Source organism: Streptomyces sp. Wb2n-11 (genome assembly GCF_001049855.1).
GTDB classification, from domain to species: Bacteria; Actinomycetota; Actinomycetes; order Streptomycetales; family Streptomycetaceae; genus Streptomyces; species Streptomyces altiplanensis.
This window is the reverse complement of record NZ_CVPB01000001.1, coordinates 6,494,693-6,512,408: the sequence shown is the minus strand read 5'-3', so window position 1 is coordinate 6,512,408 and position 17,716 is coordinate 6,494,693. Positions and strand designations below refer to the sequence as shown.

16 protein-coding genes and 5 pseudogenes are annotated in these 17,716 nt (G+C 69.6%); 9 read left to right on the top strand and 12 right to left on the bottom strand.

Features of this window, described 5'->3' with window-relative positions; all coding sequences use genetic code 11:
* Positions 1-132 precede the first annotated feature (132 nt).
* The 4 genes and pseudogenes from BN1555_RS29905 to BN1555_RS29890 all read right to left on the bottom strand — a co-directional run bounded on the left by BN1555_RS29905 (position 133) and on the right by BN1555_RS29890 (position 3,692).
* Positions 133-471 carry an antibiotic biosynthesis monooxygenase family protein gene (locus tag BN1555_RS29905; RefSeq protein WP_093802265.1) on the bottom strand — a complete coding sequence of 113 codons (339 nt, stop codon included), beginning with the start codon at positions 469-471 and terminating at the stop codon, positions 133-135.
* Positions 462-1,838, bottom strand: a complete 1,377-nt coding sequence (locus BN1555_RS29900) for an FAD-dependent oxidoreductase (RefSeq protein ID WP_093802264.1) — start codon at positions 1,836-1,838, stop codon at positions 462-464. Before BN1555_RS29900 ends, BN1555_RS29905 begins: the two co-directional genes overlap by 10 nt.
* Positions 1,839-1,904: 66 nt before the next feature.
* Positions 1,905-2,893, bottom strand: a pseudogene (locus BN1555_RS41705) (isocitrate/isopropylmalate dehydrogenase family protein).
* Positions 2,894-2,945: 52 nt separating this feature from the next.
* Positions 2,946-3,692: a thioesterase II family protein gene (locus tag BN1555_RS29890; protein ID WP_176710169.1), complete on the bottom strand. Its 747-nt coding sequence runs from the start codon at positions 3,690-3,692 to the stop codon at positions 2,946-2,948.
* 358 nt (positions 3,693-4,050) lie between these two features.
* On the opposite strand from BN1555_RS29890, the gene BN1555_RS29885 reads away from it, so the two are divergent.
* Positions 4,051-5,637 (top strand): (2,3-dihydroxybenzoyl)adenylate synthase, encoded by a 1,587-nt coding sequence (locus tag BN1555_RS29885; RefSeq protein ID WP_093802262.1) that lies wholly within the window; start codon positions 4,051-4,053, stop codon positions 5,635-5,637.
* A 314-nt stretch (positions 5,638-5,951) separates the two neighbouring features.
* Positions 5,952-6,146: pseudogene (locus BN1555_RS41370) on the top strand (hypothetical protein); the annotation flags it as partial.
* Between the two features lie 188 nt (positions 6,147-6,334).
* Here the strand turns inward: BN1555_RS41370 and BN1555_RS40750 are convergent.
* Positions 6,335-6,487 (bottom strand): annotated as a pseudogene (locus BN1555_RS40750) (restriction endonuclease); the annotation flags it as partial.
* On the opposite strand from BN1555_RS40750, the gene BN1555_RS29870 reads away from it, so the two are divergent.
* Positions 6,465-6,857 carry a hypothetical protein gene (locus BN1555_RS29870; RefSeq protein ID WP_255306489.1) on the top strand — a complete coding sequence of 131 codons (393 nt, stop codon included), beginning with the start codon at positions 6,465-6,467 and terminating at the stop codon, positions 6,855-6,857. The pseudogene BN1555_RS40750 and the gene BN1555_RS29870 overlap by 23 nt on opposite strands.
* A 286-nt stretch (positions 6,858-7,143) precedes the next feature.
* Here the strand turns inward: BN1555_RS29870 and BN1555_RS29865 are convergent, their stop codons facing one another.
* The gene (locus tag BN1555_RS29865; protein ID WP_093802261.1) at positions 7,144-7,566 is read right to left on the bottom strand and encodes a secondary thiamine-phosphate synthase enzyme YjbQ; all 423 of its coding nucleotides are present in this window, start codon (positions 7,564-7,566) and stop codon (positions 7,144-7,146) included.
* A 19-nt stretch (positions 7,567-7,585) separates the two neighbouring features.
* A complete protein-coding gene (locus BN1555_RS29860) occupies positions 7,586-7,876 on the bottom strand; it encodes a hypothetical protein (protein WP_093802260.1) in 291 nt (96 codons plus the stop codon).
* A 76-nt stretch (positions 7,877-7,952) separates the two neighbouring features.
* Between BN1555_RS29860 and BN1555_RS29855 the strand changes: the two genes are divergently transcribed.
* Positions 7,953-9,110 carry an FAD-dependent oxidoreductase gene (locus BN1555_RS29855; protein ID WP_093802259.1) on the top strand — a complete coding sequence of 386 codons (1,158 nt, stop codon included), beginning with the start codon at positions 7,953-7,955 and terminating at the stop codon, positions 9,108-9,110.
* Between the two features lie 13 nt (positions 9,111-9,123).
* On the opposite strand, the gene mltG is transcribed toward BN1555_RS29855, so the two are convergent.
* Entirely contained in the window at positions 9,124-9,945 is an 822-nt protein-coding gene (gene mltG, locus BN1555_RS29850; RefSeq protein ID WP_093802258.1) for an endolytic transglycosylase MltG, read from the bottom strand.
* Positions 9,946-10,334: 389 nt separating this feature from the next.
* Complete coding sequence (locus BN1555_RS29845) at positions 10,335-12,143, bottom strand: ABC transporter ATP-binding protein (RefSeq protein WP_093803730.1); 1,809 nt, start codon at positions 12,141-12,143, stop codon at positions 10,335-10,337.
* A 95-nt stretch (positions 12,144-12,238) separates the two neighbouring features.
* Here BN1555_RS29845 and BN1555_RS29840 point away from each other — a divergent pair, with 95 nt between their 5' ends.
* Complete coding sequence (locus BN1555_RS29840) at positions 12,239-12,730, top strand: MarR family winged helix-turn-helix transcriptional regulator (protein ID WP_093802257.1); 492 nt, start codon at positions 12,239-12,241, stop codon at positions 12,728-12,730.
* A gap of 85 nt (positions 12,731-12,815) precedes the next feature.
* On the opposite strand, the pseudogene BN1555_RS29835 reads toward BN1555_RS29840, so the two are convergent.
* Positions 12,816-13,610 (bottom strand): annotated as a pseudogene (locus tag BN1555_RS29835) (peptide-N4-asparagine amidase); the annotation flags it as partial.
* 203 nt (positions 13,611-13,813) lie between these two features.
* On the opposite strand from BN1555_RS29835, the pseudogene BN1555_RS40745 reads away from it, so the two are divergent.
* Both BN1555_RS40745 and BN1555_RS39200 read left to right on the top strand, forming a co-directional pair.
* Positions 13,814-13,973 (top strand): annotated as a pseudogene (locus tag BN1555_RS40745) (hydroxymethylbilane synthase); the annotation flags it as partial.
* Between the two features lie 69 nt (positions 13,974-14,042).
* The gene (locus BN1555_RS39200) at positions 14,043-14,216 is read left to right on the top strand and encodes a hypothetical protein (RefSeq protein ID WP_176710168.1); all 174 of its coding nucleotides are present in this window, start codon (positions 14,043-14,045) and stop codon (positions 14,214-14,216) included.
* 108 nt (positions 14,217-14,324) lie between these two features.
* On the opposite strand, the gene BN1555_RS39195 is transcribed toward BN1555_RS39200, so the two are convergent.
* Both BN1555_RS39195 and BN1555_RS29825 read right to left on the bottom strand, forming a co-directional pair.
* Complete coding sequence (locus tag BN1555_RS39195) at positions 14,325-14,486, bottom strand: hypothetical protein (protein ID WP_176710167.1); 162 nt, start codon at positions 14,484-14,486, stop codon at positions 14,325-14,327.
* A gap of 431 nt (positions 14,487-14,917) precedes the next feature.
* Positions 14,918-15,427, bottom strand: a complete 510-nt coding sequence (locus BN1555_RS29825; protein ID WP_093802255.1) for a helix-turn-helix domain-containing protein — start codon at positions 15,425-15,427, stop codon at positions 14,918-14,920.
* A gap of 424 nt (positions 15,428-15,851) precedes the next feature.
* Here BN1555_RS29825 and BN1555_RS29820 point away from each other — a divergent pair, with 424 nt between their 5' ends.
* Complete coding sequence (locus BN1555_RS29820) at positions 15,852-16,244, top strand: hypothetical protein (RefSeq protein ID WP_093802254.1); 393 nt, start codon at positions 15,852-15,854, stop codon at positions 16,242-16,244.
* A 138-nt stretch (positions 16,245-16,382) separates the two neighbouring features.
* Entirely contained in the window at positions 16,383-17,687 is a 1,305-nt protein-coding gene (locus BN1555_RS29815) for a hypothetical protein (RefSeq protein WP_093802253.1), read from the top strand.
* Positions 17,688-17,716 lie beyond the last annotated feature (29 nt).

The following is a 17,716-nucleotide window of genomic DNA, read 5'->3' as shown; positions in this document are numbered from 1 at the left end:
AGGCCAACACCTGAAACAACTCCGCCAAACCGCCCCGGCCAACGTCCGTCCGGCCCGCTTCAAACTGCCCTCGGACATCTTTCGGTCACGGGTCCGCGTGTTCCACGCGTTCCGACGGCCGTAGTCCGCCTGCTAGCGCGGCTCCTCCGCCGCTGCGGCCGGGCTTTCGTTGTCGTGCGCGCTGGTCCGGACCACCTCGGCGACGGTCAGCTCGTAGGCGGAGTACCAGTGCTTCCTGCCCAGTCGCTGCGCCACCTGGTGCTCGGGGTCGCAGCGCCACTTGTCCAGTGTTTCCCCGTCCCGCCACATCATGACGGCGAGACGTTCGCCGTCCTCCCCGGTGTAGTGCTTGACCTCCACCGGGTCGGACCCGGCAATGGCGCGGACCCGCTCCTGCATCCGCTCCTCGGTGGCGTAGTAGTCCTCACCGGCCTGCTCGGACAGGCGCGACCTGAACAGGATCACGAACATACGGAGTCCTCCGGGGTGGCAGTGGTCGGGTTGGGGGAAGGGATGCAGGCGCGCAGCCGGCCGTCGGGCGCCGAGACCAGCTCGGTGCCGTACCGGGCCAACAGGTCCGCCACGAGCCGGTCCAGACACTGGTCGTCACGCAGTACGGAGGCGTATCTCTCCTCGGTGAAGGCGCACCGCTCGTACAGCGGAACGAACCGGTCGGGGAACAGCACCGTCAGCCGCCCGCGCAGCACCTCCGCAGCGGTCTCCTCGCGTGGTGGGCCGGCCATCGTGAAGTAGTGCCGGTAGGAGAGCCGGGAGATCGCGTCGGCGTCCTCGGTCCGCGACTTCTCGTAGGCTGCCAGGCCCGCCGCCCAGTCCGCGGAGGCGTCGAGGCAGTCGACGAGGACCCGGGCGTCCTCGAAACCGCAATTCATGCCGTGCCCCATGAAGGGCGCCATCGCATGACAGGAATCACCGAGCAGCGCGAAGGTGTCTCGCCAGACCCATCGGTCGCAGCGGACGGCCGTGAGGGTCGAGACGGCCTTGGTGGCGAGCTGTTCCGCGATGTCGGGGATGATCCCGGTCAGCTCGGGGAAGTGGGCGGCGAACGTCTCGTGCAGGTCCTGGCCGCCGCGGGCCGCCGCGTAGGACGGGGCCGGGCCGTCGAGGCGCATGAACAAGGAGCCCGAGAGCTTCCCCGACGGCAGGGGGTGCGCGGCGAACATCGCCTTCCCGGAGGGCCAGTAGTGCGTGATGGTCGGGTCCAGCCGGCCGGCCGGTACGTCGATCTCCTGGTAGGCCAGGTCCAGCGTGCGCACCTCCACCCGGGTGCCGCGCGCCTCCAGGGCGGCCCGGGCGGCGGAGTGCGCGCCGTCGCAGCCGAGGACCCGGCGGCACGTCAGCCGGTGCGAGCCGTGCCGGTCCTCCACCACCACCGCGGGTTCGTCCAGGTCCACCGAGCCCACGCGCTGCCCGAAGTGGAGGCGTACACCGGGGGTCGCCTCGGCGGCGTCCAGCAGGATGTGGTGCAGCCGCCGGCGCTCCACCGCCCAGATGGGTTGTCCGTCCCGGCTGTAGGGGGTCATGCGCGTCCGGCCGTCGGGCAGGTGCCCGCAGCGTCCGTGCAGGGGGACGCATATGCGGCGCACGGCGTCCGCGACGCCCAGGTCCGACAGGGCGCGCCAGCCGCGCGCCGACAGCATCACGACCAATGACCGGCGTTGTCCACCGGAGTTCCGCCTGGGGTCCGCCCGTTTCTCCAGCAGGGTAACCGGTCCGAAGCGGGGTGCCAGGTAGAGAGCCGTGACCACGCCCACCAGACCGGCTCCCACGATGACGGTCTCCGGGTTCCCGTCCGTGCGGTCCGTGCCGTTCCCGTTCATACCGTCCTTGCCCCTCGTCCGTTGCTCCGCCGGCGGTTGTCGGGTCGTGTCCGCGTCCACACCTCGCTATGGCCGCCGCAGTTCCGTCAGAACCGCGGTGCCGGCCTCTTTCGTACTCAGGGACCCGCCGAGATCGGGGGTGACGCGGCCTGCCGCGACGGCTGCGGCGACCGCCCGCCGGACCGCGTCCGCCTCCTCGGTCCGGCCCAGATGCCCGACCAGCAGGGCCACGGAGAGGATCGCGCCGAACGGGTTGGCGGTGCCGGTACCCGCGATGTCCGGGGCGCTGCCGTGCACGGGCTCGAAGAGCCCTTGTCCGGTCAGGGGGTTGAGGTTCGCCGACGCCGCCACGCCGAGGCCGCCGGCCAGCGCGGCCGTGAGGTCGCTCAGGATGTCGCCGTGGGAGTTGTTGGTGACGACGACGTCGAAGGCAGTCGGATCGGTGGCCAGTCGCAGGGCAGCGGTGTCCACGTAGAGGTGGGACGTCTCGACGTGCGGGTGCCGTGCGACCGCCTCGCTCCAGCACCGCTGCCACAGCTGTCCGCCGTTGCGGACGGCGTTGGCCTTGTCGACGAGGCACACCGACCTGCGCGCCACGGAGAACGCGAACTCCAGCACCCGTGAGACGCCTTGGTGGGTACTGAGGTCCACGTCGATGGCGATCTCCTGGGGGTCCCGGTGCGCATACCGCCGCCGATGCCGCTGTAGAGCCCCTCGGTGTTCTCCCTGACGATCACGCAGTCGATCGCCCGTCGGGCCGGGTTGCGCAGCGGACTGAGCCTGTCGTGCAGGAGCCTGGCGGGCCGGTAGTTGACGTAGAGGTCGAGTTCGAGGCGCAGGTTGGTGAGGACCGTACGCACGTACGCGGTGTCGCTGAGCCGGGGGTCCCCGACCGCGCCGAGGAGCGCCGCCTGGCTGGACCTGATCCGGTCGAGGTCGGCTCCGGTCAGCGCGGTTCCGGTGCGCAGGTAGGTCTCCGCGTTGACGTGGTCCAGGACGTCCGTACGCGTCCCGAGGCGGAGGGCGTCGAGGACGTCCAGCGCCGGCTCGATCACCTCGGGACCGATGCCATCACCGGGGATCACGGCGATGGTGGTCAAGGCCGCCTCACTTCGGGCCCTGGCTCAGCACGTCCGCGACGAGTTCCGCGACGTCGGTCGTCACGTGGAAGTGCCCCCCCGGCCGCACGGTCCCCGAAAAGCAGCCGCAGGTGACGCTCGCCCACCCCGCCAGCTGGTCCTGCTCCACCAGCGGGTCGCCCGCGCCGTGGTAGCTGCGCACGGGACAGGACAGCGGACGGGTGCCGGGGCGGGGCCGGTAGGTCGCGTGGGCCCGCAGGTCCGAGCGGATGACGGGCAGGAGGAGGTCTCGCAGCTCGGCGTTCTCGGCGACCGCGGGCTCGATGCCGCCCAGCGCGCACAGGGTCGACCAGAACTCGTCGTCGGGCGCCAGGTGGACACCCCTGTTGGTCATGGATCCGGGCGGCAGTGCGGCGGACACGCAGAGCGCCCGGGGTTCCTCACCGGCGTCCCGCAGCAGCAGGGCGGTCTCGTAGGCGACCAGCGCCCCGAGACTGTGCCCGAACAGCACGTGGTCGCCCGGCGGCAACCGCAGCAGCTCCGCCGCCACACAGCCGGCCATCGCGGCCACGTCGTCCACGGGCGGCTCTCCGAAGCGGTCGCCGCGGCCCGGGTACTGGACGGCCATCAGCGACACACCGGGCGGCACCGCGGCGGACCACTCGCCGAAGGCGACTCCCGATCCCCCCGAGTGCGGGAAGCACACCACCCGGACGCCGGCAGGGGCACCGGCGATCATCGACCGCACCCAGCCGCGTTCCCGTATCCGGCTCATCCACTCCGCCTTTCTGGCCGGCCGTCGTTCCGTCCGCACCATGTTTTCCACTCGCCGCCGATTCGCGCGGCCCTCGACAGATGTCGGCAAGAGATCGGGGCGCGGTGGAACGCGGCGCCGACGATGCCAAGGGACACAAAAAACCCGGGCACGCCGCCGCACGGCACCGGGCTCACCTCGCACGCGGAGGCAGCGCACCACCACACCGGACACCGCCCGCCACCGTGAGAAGACACGCGCCCTCCACCCCGCGTCGCCGCCGTCCCGCGGCCCGGACGGAGCGCACCCGCGGCTCCACCCGGACCTTCGCGGCCCCTCGATCCACGCCTCGACCGACCCGCCGAAAGGGAACGCGATCATGCTTGACGGTTTTGTGCACTGGCCCGAACAGCTCGCGGCGGACCTGCGCCGGACAGGGGTCTGGCTCGGCCGGCCGATCGGTGACTTGTTGCACGAGTCGTGCGAACGGAACGCCGATCGCGTGGCCGTGGTGTGGGGCGAACGCCGGATGACCTACGCGGAGCTGTCGCGGCGGGCGGACCGGTTGGCGGGCGGCCTGATCGGACTGGGCATCAGGCCCCTGGATCGGGTGGTGGTGCACCTCCCCAACATCCCGGAGTTCGTCGTCCTGGTCTTCGCGCTGCTGCGGGCCGGAGCGATCCCGGTGCTGGCGCTGCCCGGTCACCGCAGGGCCGAGATCGCGCATCTGTGCGCTCACTCCGGGGCTGTTGCCTATGTGGTGAAGGACGAGTTCGGCGGATTCGACTTCCGTACGATCGCCCGGGAGATCCCGTCGGTCCCGCACGTGATCGTCAGCGGCGACGCCCAGGAGTTCGTTTCGCTGGAGTCGCTGGACGCCCAGGACGTCGCGCTGCCCAGGGTGGACGCGTCCGACCCCGCGCTGTTCCTGCTCTCCGGGGGCACCACCGGACTGCCGAAGCTGATTCCCCGGACCCACGACGACTACGAGTACGTCATGCGGGCCAGCGCGGAGGCGATGCGAGTGGGTCCGGAGGTGGTGTACCTCGCCGTCAACCCGGTCGCGCACCAGGCGGCCCTCGCCTGTCCGGGCGTGTTCGGCAGTCTCCTGATGGGAGGGAAGGCGGTACTCACGTCAAGCGTGCGGCCCGACGACGTCTTCTCGCTGATCCGCCGCGAGGCAGTCACCGTGACCACGGTCGTGCCCTCGGTGCTGCGGCTGTGGGCCGATTCCGGACGGCCGCCCGGCGAACTGTCCCGCCTGCTGATCCAGGTGGGCAGTGCCCCGCTCGACCCGGCCCTGGCGCGCCGCGCGGCCCAGGAGCTGGGCTGCCGGATCCAGCGGTGGTACGGCATCAGCGAGGGGCTGCTGACCCACACCCGGCTCGACGACCCGGAGGAGGTGGCCGTGAACACGGACGGCCGCCCGATGTCACCGGGCGACGAGGTCCGGATCGTCGACGAGTCCGGGAACCCGGTGCCCGACGGGGAGGCCGGCGAGATGCAGGTGCGCGGTCCGTACACGATCCGCGGGTACTACCGGGCTCCCGAGGAGAACGCCCGGTCGTTCACACCGGACGGTTTCTTCCGCACCGGCGACCTCGTCCGGCGCAGGCCGGACGGCAACATCATGATCGTCGGCAGGATCAAGGACGTCATCAACCGGGCCGGCGAGAAGGTCTCCGCGGAGGAGGTGGAGCGGCAACTGCGCACCCACCCCGCCGTACAGGACGCGGCCGTGATCGGCGTGGCGGACACCGTGCTCGGCGAGCGGACGTACGCCTTCGTCGTCCTCAACGAGGCGGACGTCCGCCCGTCCACCATGAAGGAGTTCCTCAGAGGCCGCGGCCTGGCCACCTACAAGATCCCCGACCGGCTGATACCGATGCCGCAGCTTCCGCGCACACCGATGGGGAAGGTCGACAAGAAGGCACTGCGCGCACGGATCGCCGCGTCACAACGCTGACGGTGCCGGGGTGCGGGACGGATTCCGCGTCCGCCCCGCGCCTGCCTCGGTGGACTTCGAAGAACAGGTCGAGCGTCTCCGGCCCGCCACACCTCGGCGGTTCAGGACAACCAGCAGGTCAGTCGTCCTTCTTCACCGGTTCCAGGATCGCCACGCACTCCACGTGCGACGTCATCGAGAAGATACCGAATAGACCGGATTCCGAAGAACGGCAGGTCAGAGCTCCCTTCTCGGCTCACCAGCCTGCTTGCTGACGTCGAGAGCGTCAGACGAGCATCACGAAGGACCGTTTCACCCTCTGTCGCGACGGACTCCCTGCACGGGTCCGCCGAGGATTTCGCCGCCTCCACGGCAAGGCCCCTCAACCGGCCGGTGCACCGAAATCCAGCACCGCAGGCCCAGGCCGTCCAATCGGCATGAAGAACAAGCACCGTGCACGCGAACGCACCGCCGGAAAACAAGGCCAACCGGACCTCACGGCGACCATCACAGACAGCAGAACTGGATAAACGTCAAGCTAAGGCGTGCTCACCCACCTTCAGGAAGGCCCCGCCGCTTTCACCACCGCGGCGAAGGCGCCCCTGCAGTTCGCCGCGATCCGTCTCCTGCCCGCCCACCAACGTGTGGGACCCGGTCTTCGGCGACCCATCCGGTAGACGACTGGCGATCCGACTGCCACGCCCGGCGGAAGACGCTCCTACCCGTACGTCTCCTTCCAGCGCTCCCGGTGCCGACGGTCACCCTGCCCCCTGCCGTTGACCGCACCGAGCGACGGCAACGAGGCGCCGTTGTTCCACAGACCGAAGTGATCACGATGAACGGCCAGGATGTCGTTCTCTGCGGCGAACTGGCTGAGTGTTGCCTGGGACGGACTGCTCGCGCTCAACCACTTCGCCGAAGCTTCGGCCGACGGCGGGGTCGGTGGCGACTTCCTGAGCTGGTGCAAGTCGGCCGAGCCCAGCGCGTTCCCTTTCCCGGCGGCCAAGGTGGCCATGCGCGAGTCCGACACCGTCGCCAAGAACGGGAAACTGCGCGGTGAGCGCATGCTCCCGGTCCCGAAGACCGTCGACCCGAGCGGCAGGGTTTTCATGCAGGCCCATCTGAAGATCGGCGGAGGCAACACTGTTGCCCCGCGCCTTCACTTCTTCGAGGACGGCCCCCGGTCAGGGAAGGTCTACGTGGGATACCTCGGCCCGCACCTGCGTAACACCCTCACCTGAGAGCGCCGAGCACTCCGGTCACTGCCGTATCCCTGCACGAGTATGCCGCCCGCCCCTCGGGTCATCCCAGATGGCAGGCGGCACGCACCCGGCCGCTCAGCACTCCGACGCGAACCGCACGAACCGCCCCCGGGGCTCACGCGCGCGCGGCGTCCTTGGGCGTCCACTCAAAAGGACCGACCTCACGCACCTCCGTGCCCACTCCTACCAGCGTCAGGCCGAGTCCAGAGCCGCACTCAGTTGTCGCGGCCGGACTTCTGCTCCACAGTCCCACCGACGTAACCGATCAGCCCAGGAAGCTCAACCGCACCTGGCGCTCCGGGTTGTCCTTGTTCGTGTCGACCAGGCAGACGGACTGCCAGGTGCCCAGTTCCAGCCGGCCGCCGACCACCGGCAGCGTCGCGTGCGGGGGCACGAGGGCGGGGAGCACGTGGTCGCGGCCGTGGCCCGGGCTGCCGTGGCGGTGTTGCCAGCGGTCGTCGGCGGGGAGCAGGGTGTGCAGCGCGGCGAGGAGGTCGGTGTCGCTGCCGGCGCCCGTTTCGAGGATCGCCACACCGGCCGTCGCGTGCGGGACGAAGATGTTGAGCAGGCCGTCCCTGCCCCGCGCCGCCTGCCGGAGGAACTGTTCGCACTCCTGTGTCAGGTCGGCCACGGTCTCGTCCGAGCCGGTGGCGATGTTCAGGATGCGGGTGGTGAAGACGTCGGACATGCCTCCATCATGCACGGGACTACGCGCCCGGCAGGGTGTCCAGGTCCGGCTGGACCTCCACCGTGCATTCGGCGTCCTCCGGGCCCACGCCCTCCGCGTCGCGCCATACGCAGATCCGTACGTGGTGGACCCCCGATCCCTCGTGGTCCCACTCCGCCGCAAGGTCACGCACCACCACCGCGGCGACGAATTCGGCGTCCTCGGGCTGGGTGGCGGTGGTGACGGTTCCCCGGTAGCGCTCACCCAGCGGGTGCCAGCCGGCGCTTCCCGCGGGCGCGTCCACCCGGTACACGTATGTGGCGGTGGTCATTCCGGCACCGTACCCGCATCGGCGGGAATTACGTGGGGTGGGGAAGATCCGCGCCACCGGCCTCGTTAGTAGAAATATGAACAATATTGGGGTGCGGGACGGGGAAGCGGTCACGGACGTCGACGTGGTCGTGATCGGCGCCGGGCAGGCCGGTCTGTCCAGCGCCTACCACCTGCGGCGCGCGGGCCTCGAACCCGGCCGCGACTTCGTCGTGCTCGACCACTCCCCGCGCCCGGGCGGCGCGTGGCAGTTCCGGTGGCCCACCCTGACGTACGGCAAGGTCCACGGCATGCACGCGCTGCCGGGCATGGAGCTGACGGGCGCCGACGGCAGCCGGCCCTCCTCCGAGGTCATCGGGGAGTATTTCGCGGGGTACGAGCGGACCTTCGGGCTGCGTGTGCGCCGGCCGGTCGGCGTGTCGGCGGTGCGCGAGGGCGCGGGCGGGCGGCTGCGCGTCGAGACGTCGGAGGGTGTGTGGTCGACGCGCGCACTGATCAACGCGACGGGCACGTGGGACCGGCCCTTCTGGCCCCGCTACCCCGGCCAGGAGACCTTCCGCGGGCGGCAGCTGCACACGGTGGACTACCCGGGACCGCAGGAGTTCGCCGGACAGCGGGTGGTGGTCGTGGGCGGCGGGACGTCCGGCGTGCAGCACCTGATGGAGATCGCCGGGGTCGCCGCGCAGACCACATGGGTGACGCGGCGGCCGCCGGTCTTCCGCGAGGGACCCTTCGGCGAGGAACAGGGACGGGCCGCCGTCGCGCTCGTCGACGAGCGGGTACGGCGCGGACTGCCGCCGCAGAGCGTCGTGTCGGTGACCGGGCTGCCGGTGACGGAGGCCGTCGCACGGGCCCGCGCGGAGGGCGTGCTGGACCGGCTGCCGATGTTCGACAGGATGACGCCGAACGGGGTGTCCTGGGCCGACGGACGGACGGTCGACGCCGACGTCATCCTGTGGGCGACCGGGTTCCGTGCCGCGATCGACCACCTGGCGCCGCTCAAGCTGCGCGAGCCGGGCGGCGGCATCCGCGTGGAGGGCACGCGGGCGACGCATGACGAACGGATCCATCTGGTGGGCTACGGGCCCTCGGCCAGCACCATCGGGGCCAACCGGGCGGGCCGGGCCGCCGTGCGCGGGATCGTGCGGCTGCTGGAACGGCGGGCGGACCCGGTGGGGACGGGCCCGGTGGGGACGGGCCCGGTGGGGGCCGAGCCGGTCATGGCCGGCGGGTGAGGCGAGTGAGGCGTCAGCCGACGGGCTTTCCCGCTTCCTTGCGGTGCGCGTTGAACTCCTCGACGTTCTTCCGCTGCTCCGCGTAGTCGCCGGTGAAGCGTGTGTCCCCCGGCGCGACCGTGACGAAGTAGAGCCAGTCCCCCGGCGGCGGGTCGAGCACCGCGTCCATCGCCTGCCGGCCCGGGTTGCCGATCGGCGTGGGCGGCAGGCCGGTGTGCTCGTACGTGTTGTACGGGGTGTCGATCCTCGTGTCCGCGTGAGTGGTGTCGAGGGTCGAGCGGTTCAGCGCGTAGTTGAGCGTCGAGTCCATCTGGAGCGGCATGCCCTGCGCCAGCCGGTTGTCGATGACGCGCGCGGCCTTCCCCATGTCCTCCGCCGTGTCGGCCTCGGCCTGCACGATGCTGGCGATGACGACGTTCCGGTACGTCGCGGGCGCCGACCCGAAGTTCCTGTTCGCCGTGTTCACCATGTACGAGAGCAGACTCGCCGGCGTCGTCTCCTCGTCGATCGGGTACGTGGCCGGGAAGAGGTAGCCCTCCGGGTTCCCCCCGGCCTCGGCCGGCAGCTTCAGGTCTGCCGTGCCCGCCGCCTTCGCGGTGGTCCCCGGGGCGACACCGAGGGCCTTGTCGGCCGCCGCGTACACCTGGGAGGACCGCAGTCCCTCCAGGATCAGGAGGGTGCGCGGCTCACGCTCCTCCTCCGTAAGCAGCATCAGCGGCACCAGGACCGCGGCCGCCACCACCGCGGCGGCCGCACCCACGATCAGGAGCAGTCGCCCGCGGCGCGTCAGAGGGGGGCTGCTCGCGGGCCGTTTCCGTGTGGACTCGTTCTCCATGCGGGCACGCTAACCCGGCCGGCGCGGTGTTCCGGGGAACCTGGAGGCGGCGAACAGCCCGCCACGGGCGACACGAACACGCGAACACGGGATCGGGTGTTCGCCCGAACGCGTCGTCGTACCGTGTTTCATCGCCCAACTCCCCTGCGTCGCATGATGCTTACGGTGCGCAAGCGACGGGCTGCAGACCTCGACCGCGCAGGTCCCGCTGATACAGAAACAGAGCACCAAGGAGAACCCGCCACCATGAACCTCATCACCGACCCTCTCGCCGGCGTCTTCCACTTCCTGGGCCGGCCGGTCTGACCGAGGTCTCGCCCGGCGCCGCTTCTCCCCCGTCCCAGGGGAGGGGCGGCGCTGCCGCGTTCCCGCGCTGCCGCCGCAGGCGGTCAGGTGGCGGGCGACAGCTGGGCGTCTCTGCGCACCAGGGCCGCGTACCGGCCGTTCCGGGCGAGCAGCTCCTCGTGGGTGCCGCGCTCGACGGTTTTCCCGCCGTCGAGAACGACGATCTGGTCGGCGTCCCTGACCGTGGAGAGCCGGTGCGCGATGGTGATGGTCGTACGGCCCGCCGAGAGCGCGTCGATGGCCTGCTGCACGGCGTGTTCGGTACGGGTGTCGAGCGCGCTCGTCGCCTCGTCGAGGATGAGCACCGGCGGGTCGCGCAGGATGGTCCGGGCGATCGCCAGGCGCTGCTTCTCGCCGCCGGAGAAGCGGTACCCCCGCTCGCCGACCAGGGTGTCGTACCCGTCGGGCAGTGAGGCGATGTGGTCGTGGATCTGCGCCGCCTCGGCGGCCGCGCGCAGCTCCTCGTCGGTCGCGTCGGGCTTGGCGAAGCGCAGGTTCTCGGCGACGGAGGCGTGGAAGAGGTACGTCTCCTGGGAGACCACACCGACGGCGCGGGCCAGCGTGTCGAAGTCCAGGTCGCGCACGTCGACGCCGTCGAGGGTGACGCCGCCGTCCGTCACGTCGTACAGCCTGGGCACCAGATAGCTGAGGGTGCTCTTGCCCGATCCCGTGGGTCCGACGACGGCCAGGCTGCCGCCGGCCGGGACCGTGACGTCGATACCGGTGAGCGTGGGGCCGTTCTTCTCGTCGTAGGCGAAGGCGACGTCCTCGAAGCGCACTTCGCCCCGGATCTCCTCCAGGTGGACCGGCTTCTCGGACTCCGTGATGTCCACCGGCAGGTCGAGGTACTCGAAGATCCGCTGGAAGAGCGCGAGCGAGGTCTGCATCTGCACGCCGGTCGACAGGAGGCTCACGGCCGGCCGGAAGAGGCCCTGCTGGAGCGAGACGAAGGCGACCAGCGTACCGAGGGAGACGGCCGCCCCGCCGGCCTGCATGGCCAGGCCCGCGACCCAGTAGATGACGGCGGGCATGGCGGCCATGACGATGCCGATGGTGGACATCCGCCAGCGCCCCGCCATGTTGGAGCGCACTTCGAGGTCGACGAGCCGCTCGGACTCGTCGGCGAAGGCCCGGGTGAGCGAGTCGGCGCGGCCCATGGTGCGGCCGAGCAGGATGCCGCTGACCGACAGCGACTCGGTGACGGTGGCGGCCATGGAGGCCATCTGTTTCTGCCGCTGCGTGGTGATCTTCTTGCGCTCGCGGCCGACCCGGCGGCTGATCCACACGAAGACCGGCAGCAGGAGCAGCGAGACGACGGTCAGCCGCCAGTCGAGCGCCAGCATGGCGACGACCGTGGCCACGACCGAGGTGAGGTTGGAGACCAGCGAGGTGGCGGTGGAGGTCACCGTCGCCTGCATGCCGCCGATGTCGTTGGCGATGCGGGACTGCACCTCGCCGGTGCGGGTCCTGGTGAAGAAGGCGAGCGGCATGCGCTGCAACTGGGCGTAGACGGCGGTGCGCAGGTCGTGCATGACGCGCTGGCCGACCGTCGTGGAGATCAGGGTCTGCAGCACGCCGAAGACGCTCGTCACCACGGCGGTCAGGATCATGCCGGCGGCGAGCAGGCTCAGCAGCCCGGTGCGCCCCTGCGGGATGGCGGTGTCGAGGATCTCCTTGAGCAGGAACGGAGAGGCGACGGAGACGAGGGAGGAGGCCGCCACGAGCAGGCCGACGAGGGCCAGCCGGCCCCGGTACGGGCGGAACAGCCGGAGGATGCGGCGTACCTGCGCGGGCTCCTCCGGTTCGGCTGAATCGCGGGCCGGGGGTGTCCACGTGGGCTGATCGGGATGCATGGGCCCCTTCGCGCGGATGAGGGAACGGAGATTCCAGAGCATAGCTCATTGTTACCTCTACTCACAATGCGCGAGGTCCTGGTATTGTTCCCGGCATGAGCCCCTCCGACGCCGACTCCGGCATCACCCCCGACGTCGCCTCGGACGCCGACGGCCTGCTGGCCGAGCAGCTGCTCCGGCTGACGCGCAGGCTGCACCGGATCCAGCGTCAGCAGATGGAGCCGATCGGCATCACCCCCGCCCAGTCACGTCTGCTCCGCACGGTCTCGCACTACGACCTCCACCACGAGCCGCCGCCGCGGATGGCCGACCTGGCCAAGCGCCTGGACGTGGTCCCCCGCGCGGTGACCACCCTCGTCGACGGCCTGGAGGCGAGCGGCCGGGTGCGCCGCGTGCCCGACCCCACCAACCGCCGGGTGATAAGAATCGAGCTCACCGACACCGGCCGCGCCACCCTCAGATCGCTGCGCAGCGCGCGCCGCGACGCCGCGGAGGACATCCTGGCCCCTTTGACCGCAGAACAGCGCGAGGTGCTGGGCGGCCTGCTGTCCGCGCTGGTCGACGGAATGCCGGAGCGCCTCTGCTGACCCGCCTCCACCGGGCGTCGGGCGAGTGTGGCCCGGGCCCGACGGGCGAGCGGGGTCCGGGCCGCGCGGGGCCGGGCCCCGCTCCTCAGCAGCGCAGCCGGTCCTCCGTCACCGTTCCCTGAACCGTCTTCAGGCTCCGGTCGTAGCAGCCGTCCGTCCCGTACAGCCGGTAGCGCCCGCTGGACGTGCCGACCGCGTGCCGGTCCTCGCGGGGGACGTTCGCGGTGTACGTCGCGTCGCCCTCGTACGCGTCGTCCAGCCGCGACCAGGACACCCGCTCGCCGCCCCGCTCGGTGGAAGTGGCGGCGCGGTCGCCGAGCGCCAGCACGGTGCGCAGCCGGTCGCCGGCGCCGAGCGTCGTCGTACCGTCCATCGTGTACGTGCGGTGGGCGCGCACGGTGGTGGCCGGGCCGCGGCCGTCGGTGGTGACGGTCTCGCGGTCCGTCCACTCGCCCTTGAGCGCGTCCAGGTCCTCGCCGTCGGTCCAGCGGTGGACGGAGGTGTGGGCGAGGGTGCGGTCGACGGTGGTGACGACACGGCCGTGCGAGGTGTTCACATGGCCGGAGACGGTGAGCCGGTGGCCGGCCTCGGCGGTGAGCCGGTGCTCCGGGCCCGCCGTGTACGCCGTGGAGCCGGCCGGAGCGCCGCTGCGGTACCGGGTCAGCTCCCCCGTGACGACGTCACTCCCCTCGTCCTGCCAGACCAGCACGTTGACGGGGGTGCTCCAGCCGCTCTGCCCCTCGGGGACGCCGACGACGGACACCTCGACGCGGTGCGGGCGGCCGTCGTTGAGCCGGCCGGCGAAGGGGGTCAGGTCGTACTGGACCGGCCTGACGTCGAAAGCGCGCGGGCCGGGAACCACGTACCAGAGGAAGGGGTTGGGTGAAAGTAAGGGAGCACGTATGACCTGCGGTTTCACAGTGACCCCTCGGGAAATCACCACACTTGGTGTGCCCGGAGTAGCCCCAGGTCACCCCGTGGATTCCCCCATCTCGCGCACCACCAAGTGCCCGGGAGTGCCCGGAATCCGACGGTGCGTCAGAACCAAGGGGGCGTCCTCATGCCGCCCTGATGGGGCCTCGGCGCCAGGACGATGCGGAGCCGATCGACCTCGTCAGCAGCCTTGGCGACAGCGACGCCCACCGGGAGACAGAGGCGGAGCGCCTGTTCCTTTACGTCCGCCCACTGCAACTCCCCTATCGTCGGGTACACCCGGGTTGAGCGCGACGGGGAGCTCTCGCTCCCCGTCGAGGTACGCCATCGGGCGCGGAGCTCCGCGGCCATTGTGGGTGCGGGCCCGTACGTTTTATCCATGCCCTCCCCCTCCCGGCCTCACGGAAAACTGCGCCCTGCTGCTGCGCGGATCAACGCGGCCATCCGCCGGCTCATGGAGGAGCCCGTCACCCCCAGCCGCGCGGCGGAGTACCAACAACTCCTGGTCGAGTGGGAGAGAGCGACCCGGGCCAACTTGGTCAAGGCCGCGTGACGCACGAGCGCCCAAGATCTTCCGGCGGGGCGCTCGCCTATTCTCCGTACCGAGCAGCATCAGCATGGGATGCGGCGACCATACGCCGTTGTCGTATGTGTACTGAGGTCAGCGCAGGCCGTCTGAGTCGTCGTGCTCTTCTCCGACCGGGAGGGGCCGACGATCACCCACCGGGTCCTCGCCGTAGATGACTGCGGAGACCGCGCTGTCGTAGGCATCGCTGAGGCCGTTGCCGCTTGTGTCGAGCATGTTCTCCCAGTCGAATCCCATGCCTACGAGCCTAGCTGTACCGCTCGAGAATCTCGGCGATGTGGGGGTTGCCCCTCGTCTACCCGGGCGAAGATCGCAGCTTCCGCTTCAAGGGCGAAGCGCCCCTCAGTCCGCGATCGCCTGTACGAGAGCGGCGTGGAACCAACTTGAAGGTTATCTGGACATTGAAGGACGCCCAGGCCTCGAAGTCCGCCTGGCACCGTTGCGGCATCACGCGCCGCGCCCAGACCCATCACACCCCTCCGGCGGCAGCCGTCCAGGGGCTCCAGGCCACCGAGCTCGATCCCTCCAGGGACTAGGTCGACGGCCAGCGCGGTCGTGGTCCGATGCCGGGCCCGTGGCCGCGAGTTCAGCCAGAGGCATCCGGTGGTGGAAATCCGAGACGGTGAACGCCTACGACCGGGAATGCAGCCCGGTTGCCCGCAACAGCGTTATGCGCCTGAGCCTGCGACCTCTCCGGCCGGCTTGTTGCAGACATCACGCATCCGGACATCGAGAGCGGCCTGGGTCTCAGGGTCGAGCTCGTAGTCGCCGGCGGTTTCAGGGTTGACGTCCAGCGCGTGAGAACGGAAGGCCTCCCGCTCGGCGGAGAGCTGCTGGATGGTCTGGGTGATCCGGTGGATCTTCTGGCGCAGCCTCTCCCACTCCTGCTCGGCGAGGGCGAGCTCGGCGAGCTGGCTCTGGATCTCAGCCTCGTTTTCCCGGGCGTAGTTATCGCTGACCAGCGTGATCAGAGGAACCCCGAGAGCCTTGGCGGCGGTGACCGCCTCGTCGAGCCTGACCGCACGGGTCTGCTGCTCGATGCGCGTGATGGCGGTGGAGTCAACGTTCGTGCCAAGCAGTGCGGCCATACGGCGCGCCAGTTCTGCCTGGCTGATGCCGAGGCGTTCGCGTTCTTGACGAAGTCGGCGGGCGAAAAGGTCCCCGGGCAGTGGGTTCATGGCGGTTTGGCACTTCCTGGTCAAGATCGCGATCGACGGGGCGTGTGGGGGTGGCCCGCCTCGAAAACGAGCAGGCCAGCGTCGCAGCAGTGCTGGGGCAGCACATTACACATCCCGCACTGCGGATTCCACAGGAGCGCACCACGGCCTGTGATCGCGCATCGCGACGTCGATTCGCCTCGTTTTCGAGTCCCTTCTTACCGCTTGTCAATAAGCCTTTCATCGCCCCCTGCAATCCGTCGACTCAATGGGGTAGATTAGCCATTGCAGATGCGCACATATACGAGTCACCGGGAAGATCGACAGCGGGTCACTGACCATTCAAGCCTTCTACCAGCGCTCATCCGAGTGAGCTAGCGGTACTTGCTGCCTCGCGACTCACTGGCATGTCATCGAACGATTAGAAAGGGGATGGAAAAGAACCATGACGAAGATCTACGAGGCAGCCGTCCTCACACAGGCCTCCCTGCCGAGTGCAGCCTGGGACCTGACCAGCTTCCTGCAGAACGCCAAGTCCCAGATCCAGCTCTGGGGCGGTCTTCTGCTCATGCTGCTCGGTGCTGTCGGCCTGGTCTGGGGCGGTGTGCTCCTGATCAAGAAGCTGATGGCCAACCCGCAGTCCGCGGGTCAGCAGCAGGGCTGGGGCACGATCGCGCTCCTCATTCTCGTCGGCGGAGCCCTGGGCACCGGCGGGTGGTCGCTGATCTCGACGATCGGTTCCGGCGGCCAGCAGACCATCACGGACCTCGGCGGCGGCACGGTGATCGTCCAGACCGTCGATCAATTCAGCGGGTTCCTGAGCGGCCTTTCCAAGTAAGAGGCCGTCACAGACCGTGCACACGACCGGGGGCAGAGGCGTCGAGCGAACCGGGTCGGTTGAGGTGCAAGGCCTCCTCCGGCCCGGTTCGCCATATCCAGTCACGCAGCACGGTGCAGGCACGAAAGAGAGCAGAACATGGGGATCAAAGACAAGGCGCTGGCCTTCAGCAGGAAGTTCAAGCTCGACTCGCACCACGCGATCGAGCGTTTTGGGGTGTTCTTCGGCATCTTCGCGGTCACGGGCGCGATCGTGATCAGCGCATCGGGGGCCTCGGCGTACCAGGCGGAGCGTGACTCGCTGTCGCAGACGGCGCTGTACACCAGCGACTTCAAGACGTCGAAGACGAATCTCGACGGCACCGTCGACGGGGTCTACACCAACGAGAGCGGCAACAAGGCGCTCGTGATGATGCACTTCAGTCCGACCGCTCAGATCTCGTACAACGCCGCGGACTACAGGGCGTTCCTGCTCGGGTCGGACACCTCGCTGAACAGCGAGCCGGTCAGCACCAGCGGGATCAAGGGCTCCTTCTACGCCTTCGGTTCGACCGGCTACGTCGGGGTCCTCCTGAACGCCGACCGGCCTTTCGACCGCCAGGTGTTGAACCTGACGGTCCGTGCGAACGCCGAACTCACCACGCCCGGAGCGGAGCAGGCGCAGAGCAGCGGCAAGCTGGCCGGCGACGAGACCTTCTCCAAGTACGACCAGTGGCGGGTCTTCTTCAACCCTGGCGCATCCGGGGTCCAGAAGATCGCGGCGCTCGACGCTCTGACCTTCGACCCGGCGCAGGCCTACTACGAGGTCGCACTCAAGGAGATGGAGGCCGAGGCCAGGGATGCCCTGGACCAGAAACTCGTCGAGATGCGCACGAATCTGACGCAAATTCGGTCGTACACGTCCGACCTGCAGACGACGAAGATCGACGGCCTGTTCCTGCGTCCGCCGACCGTTCCGGTCTCGATTGCCACCGACAAGATCACGGGCGTCTCCGCGGCCGAGGCCAAGGACGGCGTCTCGACGCTGGCGCTGCAGACCAAGCACGTCGTCCCGGGCGGCTTCGACCTCAACTGGCGTGCAGGCAACGTCTACGACGGCTACCTCGACGTCCTGGTGCCGGCCGGTCAGAGCTACGCCCAGTTCTTCGCCAAGAAGCGTGACGAGGGCTCGGATCCGACGAGCCAGCAGATCTCGGACATGCAGTGGATCCTCTCGGACGGCACCGGCCTCGCCAAGGACTACCAGTCCTCTGACGTGACGATGCGCCCTCTCATGAACATCATGAACAACCTTTCACAGGCGTATCAGAACTACTCCCGGAACAAGTCGCAGTACGAGTCTGATCTGTCGCTCGACCTGCTCCGACTGGACGTGAGTCTGCGGGACGTGCAGTCCAACAGCACCATTCGCGACGACAAGGACTTCCTCACCACTCTCTATTGAGTGCGGATAGGAAGTGACGCATCCCGCTA

What these genes read in the sequence shown, in the direction of transcription:
- BN1555_RS29865 (WP_093802261.1), bottom strand. Translation starts at nt 7,566, where the DNA reads ATGTCCGACGTCTTCACCACCCGCATCCTGAACATCGCCACCGGCTCG.
- BN1555_RS29890 (WP_176710169.1), bottom strand. Translation starts at nt 3,692, where the DNA reads ATGAGCCGGATACGGGAACGCGGCTGGGTGCGGTCGATGATCGCCGGT.
- BN1555_RS39200 (WP_176710168.1), top strand. Translation starts at nt 14,043, where the DNA reads ATGCCCTCCCCCTCCCGGCCTCACGGAAAACTGCGCCCTGCTGCTGCG.
- BN1555_RS29855 (WP_093802259.1), top strand. Translation starts at nt 7,953, where the DNA reads ATGAACAATATTGGGGTGCGGGACGGGGAAGCGGTCACGGACGTCGAC.
- BN1555_RS29905 (WP_093802265.1), bottom strand. Translation starts at nt 471, where the DNA reads ATGTTCGTGATCCTGTTCAGGTCGCGCCTGTCCGAGCAGGCCGGTGAG.
- BN1555_RS29825 (WP_093802255.1), bottom strand. Translation starts at nt 15,427, where the DNA reads ATGAACCCACTGCCCGGGGACCTTTTCGCCCGCCGACTTCGTCAAGAA.
- BN1555_RS29840 (WP_093802257.1), top strand. Translation starts at nt 12,239, where the DNA reads ATGAGCCCCTCCGACGCCGACTCCGGCATCACCCCCGACGTCGCCTCG.
- BN1555_RS29815 (WP_093802253.1), top strand. Translation starts at nt 16,383, where the DNA reads ATGGGGATCAAAGACAAGGCGCTGGCCTTCAGCAGGAAGTTCAAGCTC.
- BN1555_RS29900 (WP_093802264.1), bottom strand. Translation starts at nt 1,838, where the DNA reads ATGAACGGGAACGGCACGGACCGCACGGACGGGAACCCGGAGACCGTC.
- BN1555_RS29860 (WP_093802260.1), bottom strand. Translation starts at nt 7,876, where the DNA reads ATGACCACCGCCACATACGTGTACCGGGTGGACGCGCCCGCGGGAAGC.
- BN1555_RS29870 (WP_255306489.1), top strand. Translation starts at nt 6,465, where the DNA reads ATGTCGTTCTCTGCGGCGAACTGGCTGAGTGTTGCCTGGGACGGACTG.
- BN1555_RS29885 (WP_093802262.1), top strand. Translation starts at nt 4,051, where the DNA reads ATGCTTGACGGTTTTGTGCACTGGCCCGAACAGCTCGCGGCGGACCTG.
- BN1555_RS39195 (WP_176710167.1), bottom strand. Translation starts at nt 14,486, where the DNA reads ATGGGATTCGACTGGGAGAACATGCTCGACACAAGCGGCAACGGCCTC.
- BN1555_RS29845 (WP_093803730.1), bottom strand. Translation starts at nt 12,143, where the DNA reads ATGCATCCCGATCAGCCCACGTGGACACCCCCGGCCCGCGATTCAGCC.
- mltG (WP_093802258.1), bottom strand. Translation starts at nt 9,945, where the DNA reads ATGGAGAACGAGTCCACACGGAAACGGCCCGCGAGCAGCCCCCCTCTG.
- BN1555_RS29820 (WP_093802254.1), top strand. Translation starts at nt 15,852, where the DNA reads ATGACGAAGATCTACGAGGCAGCCGTCCTCACACAGGCCTCCCTGCCG.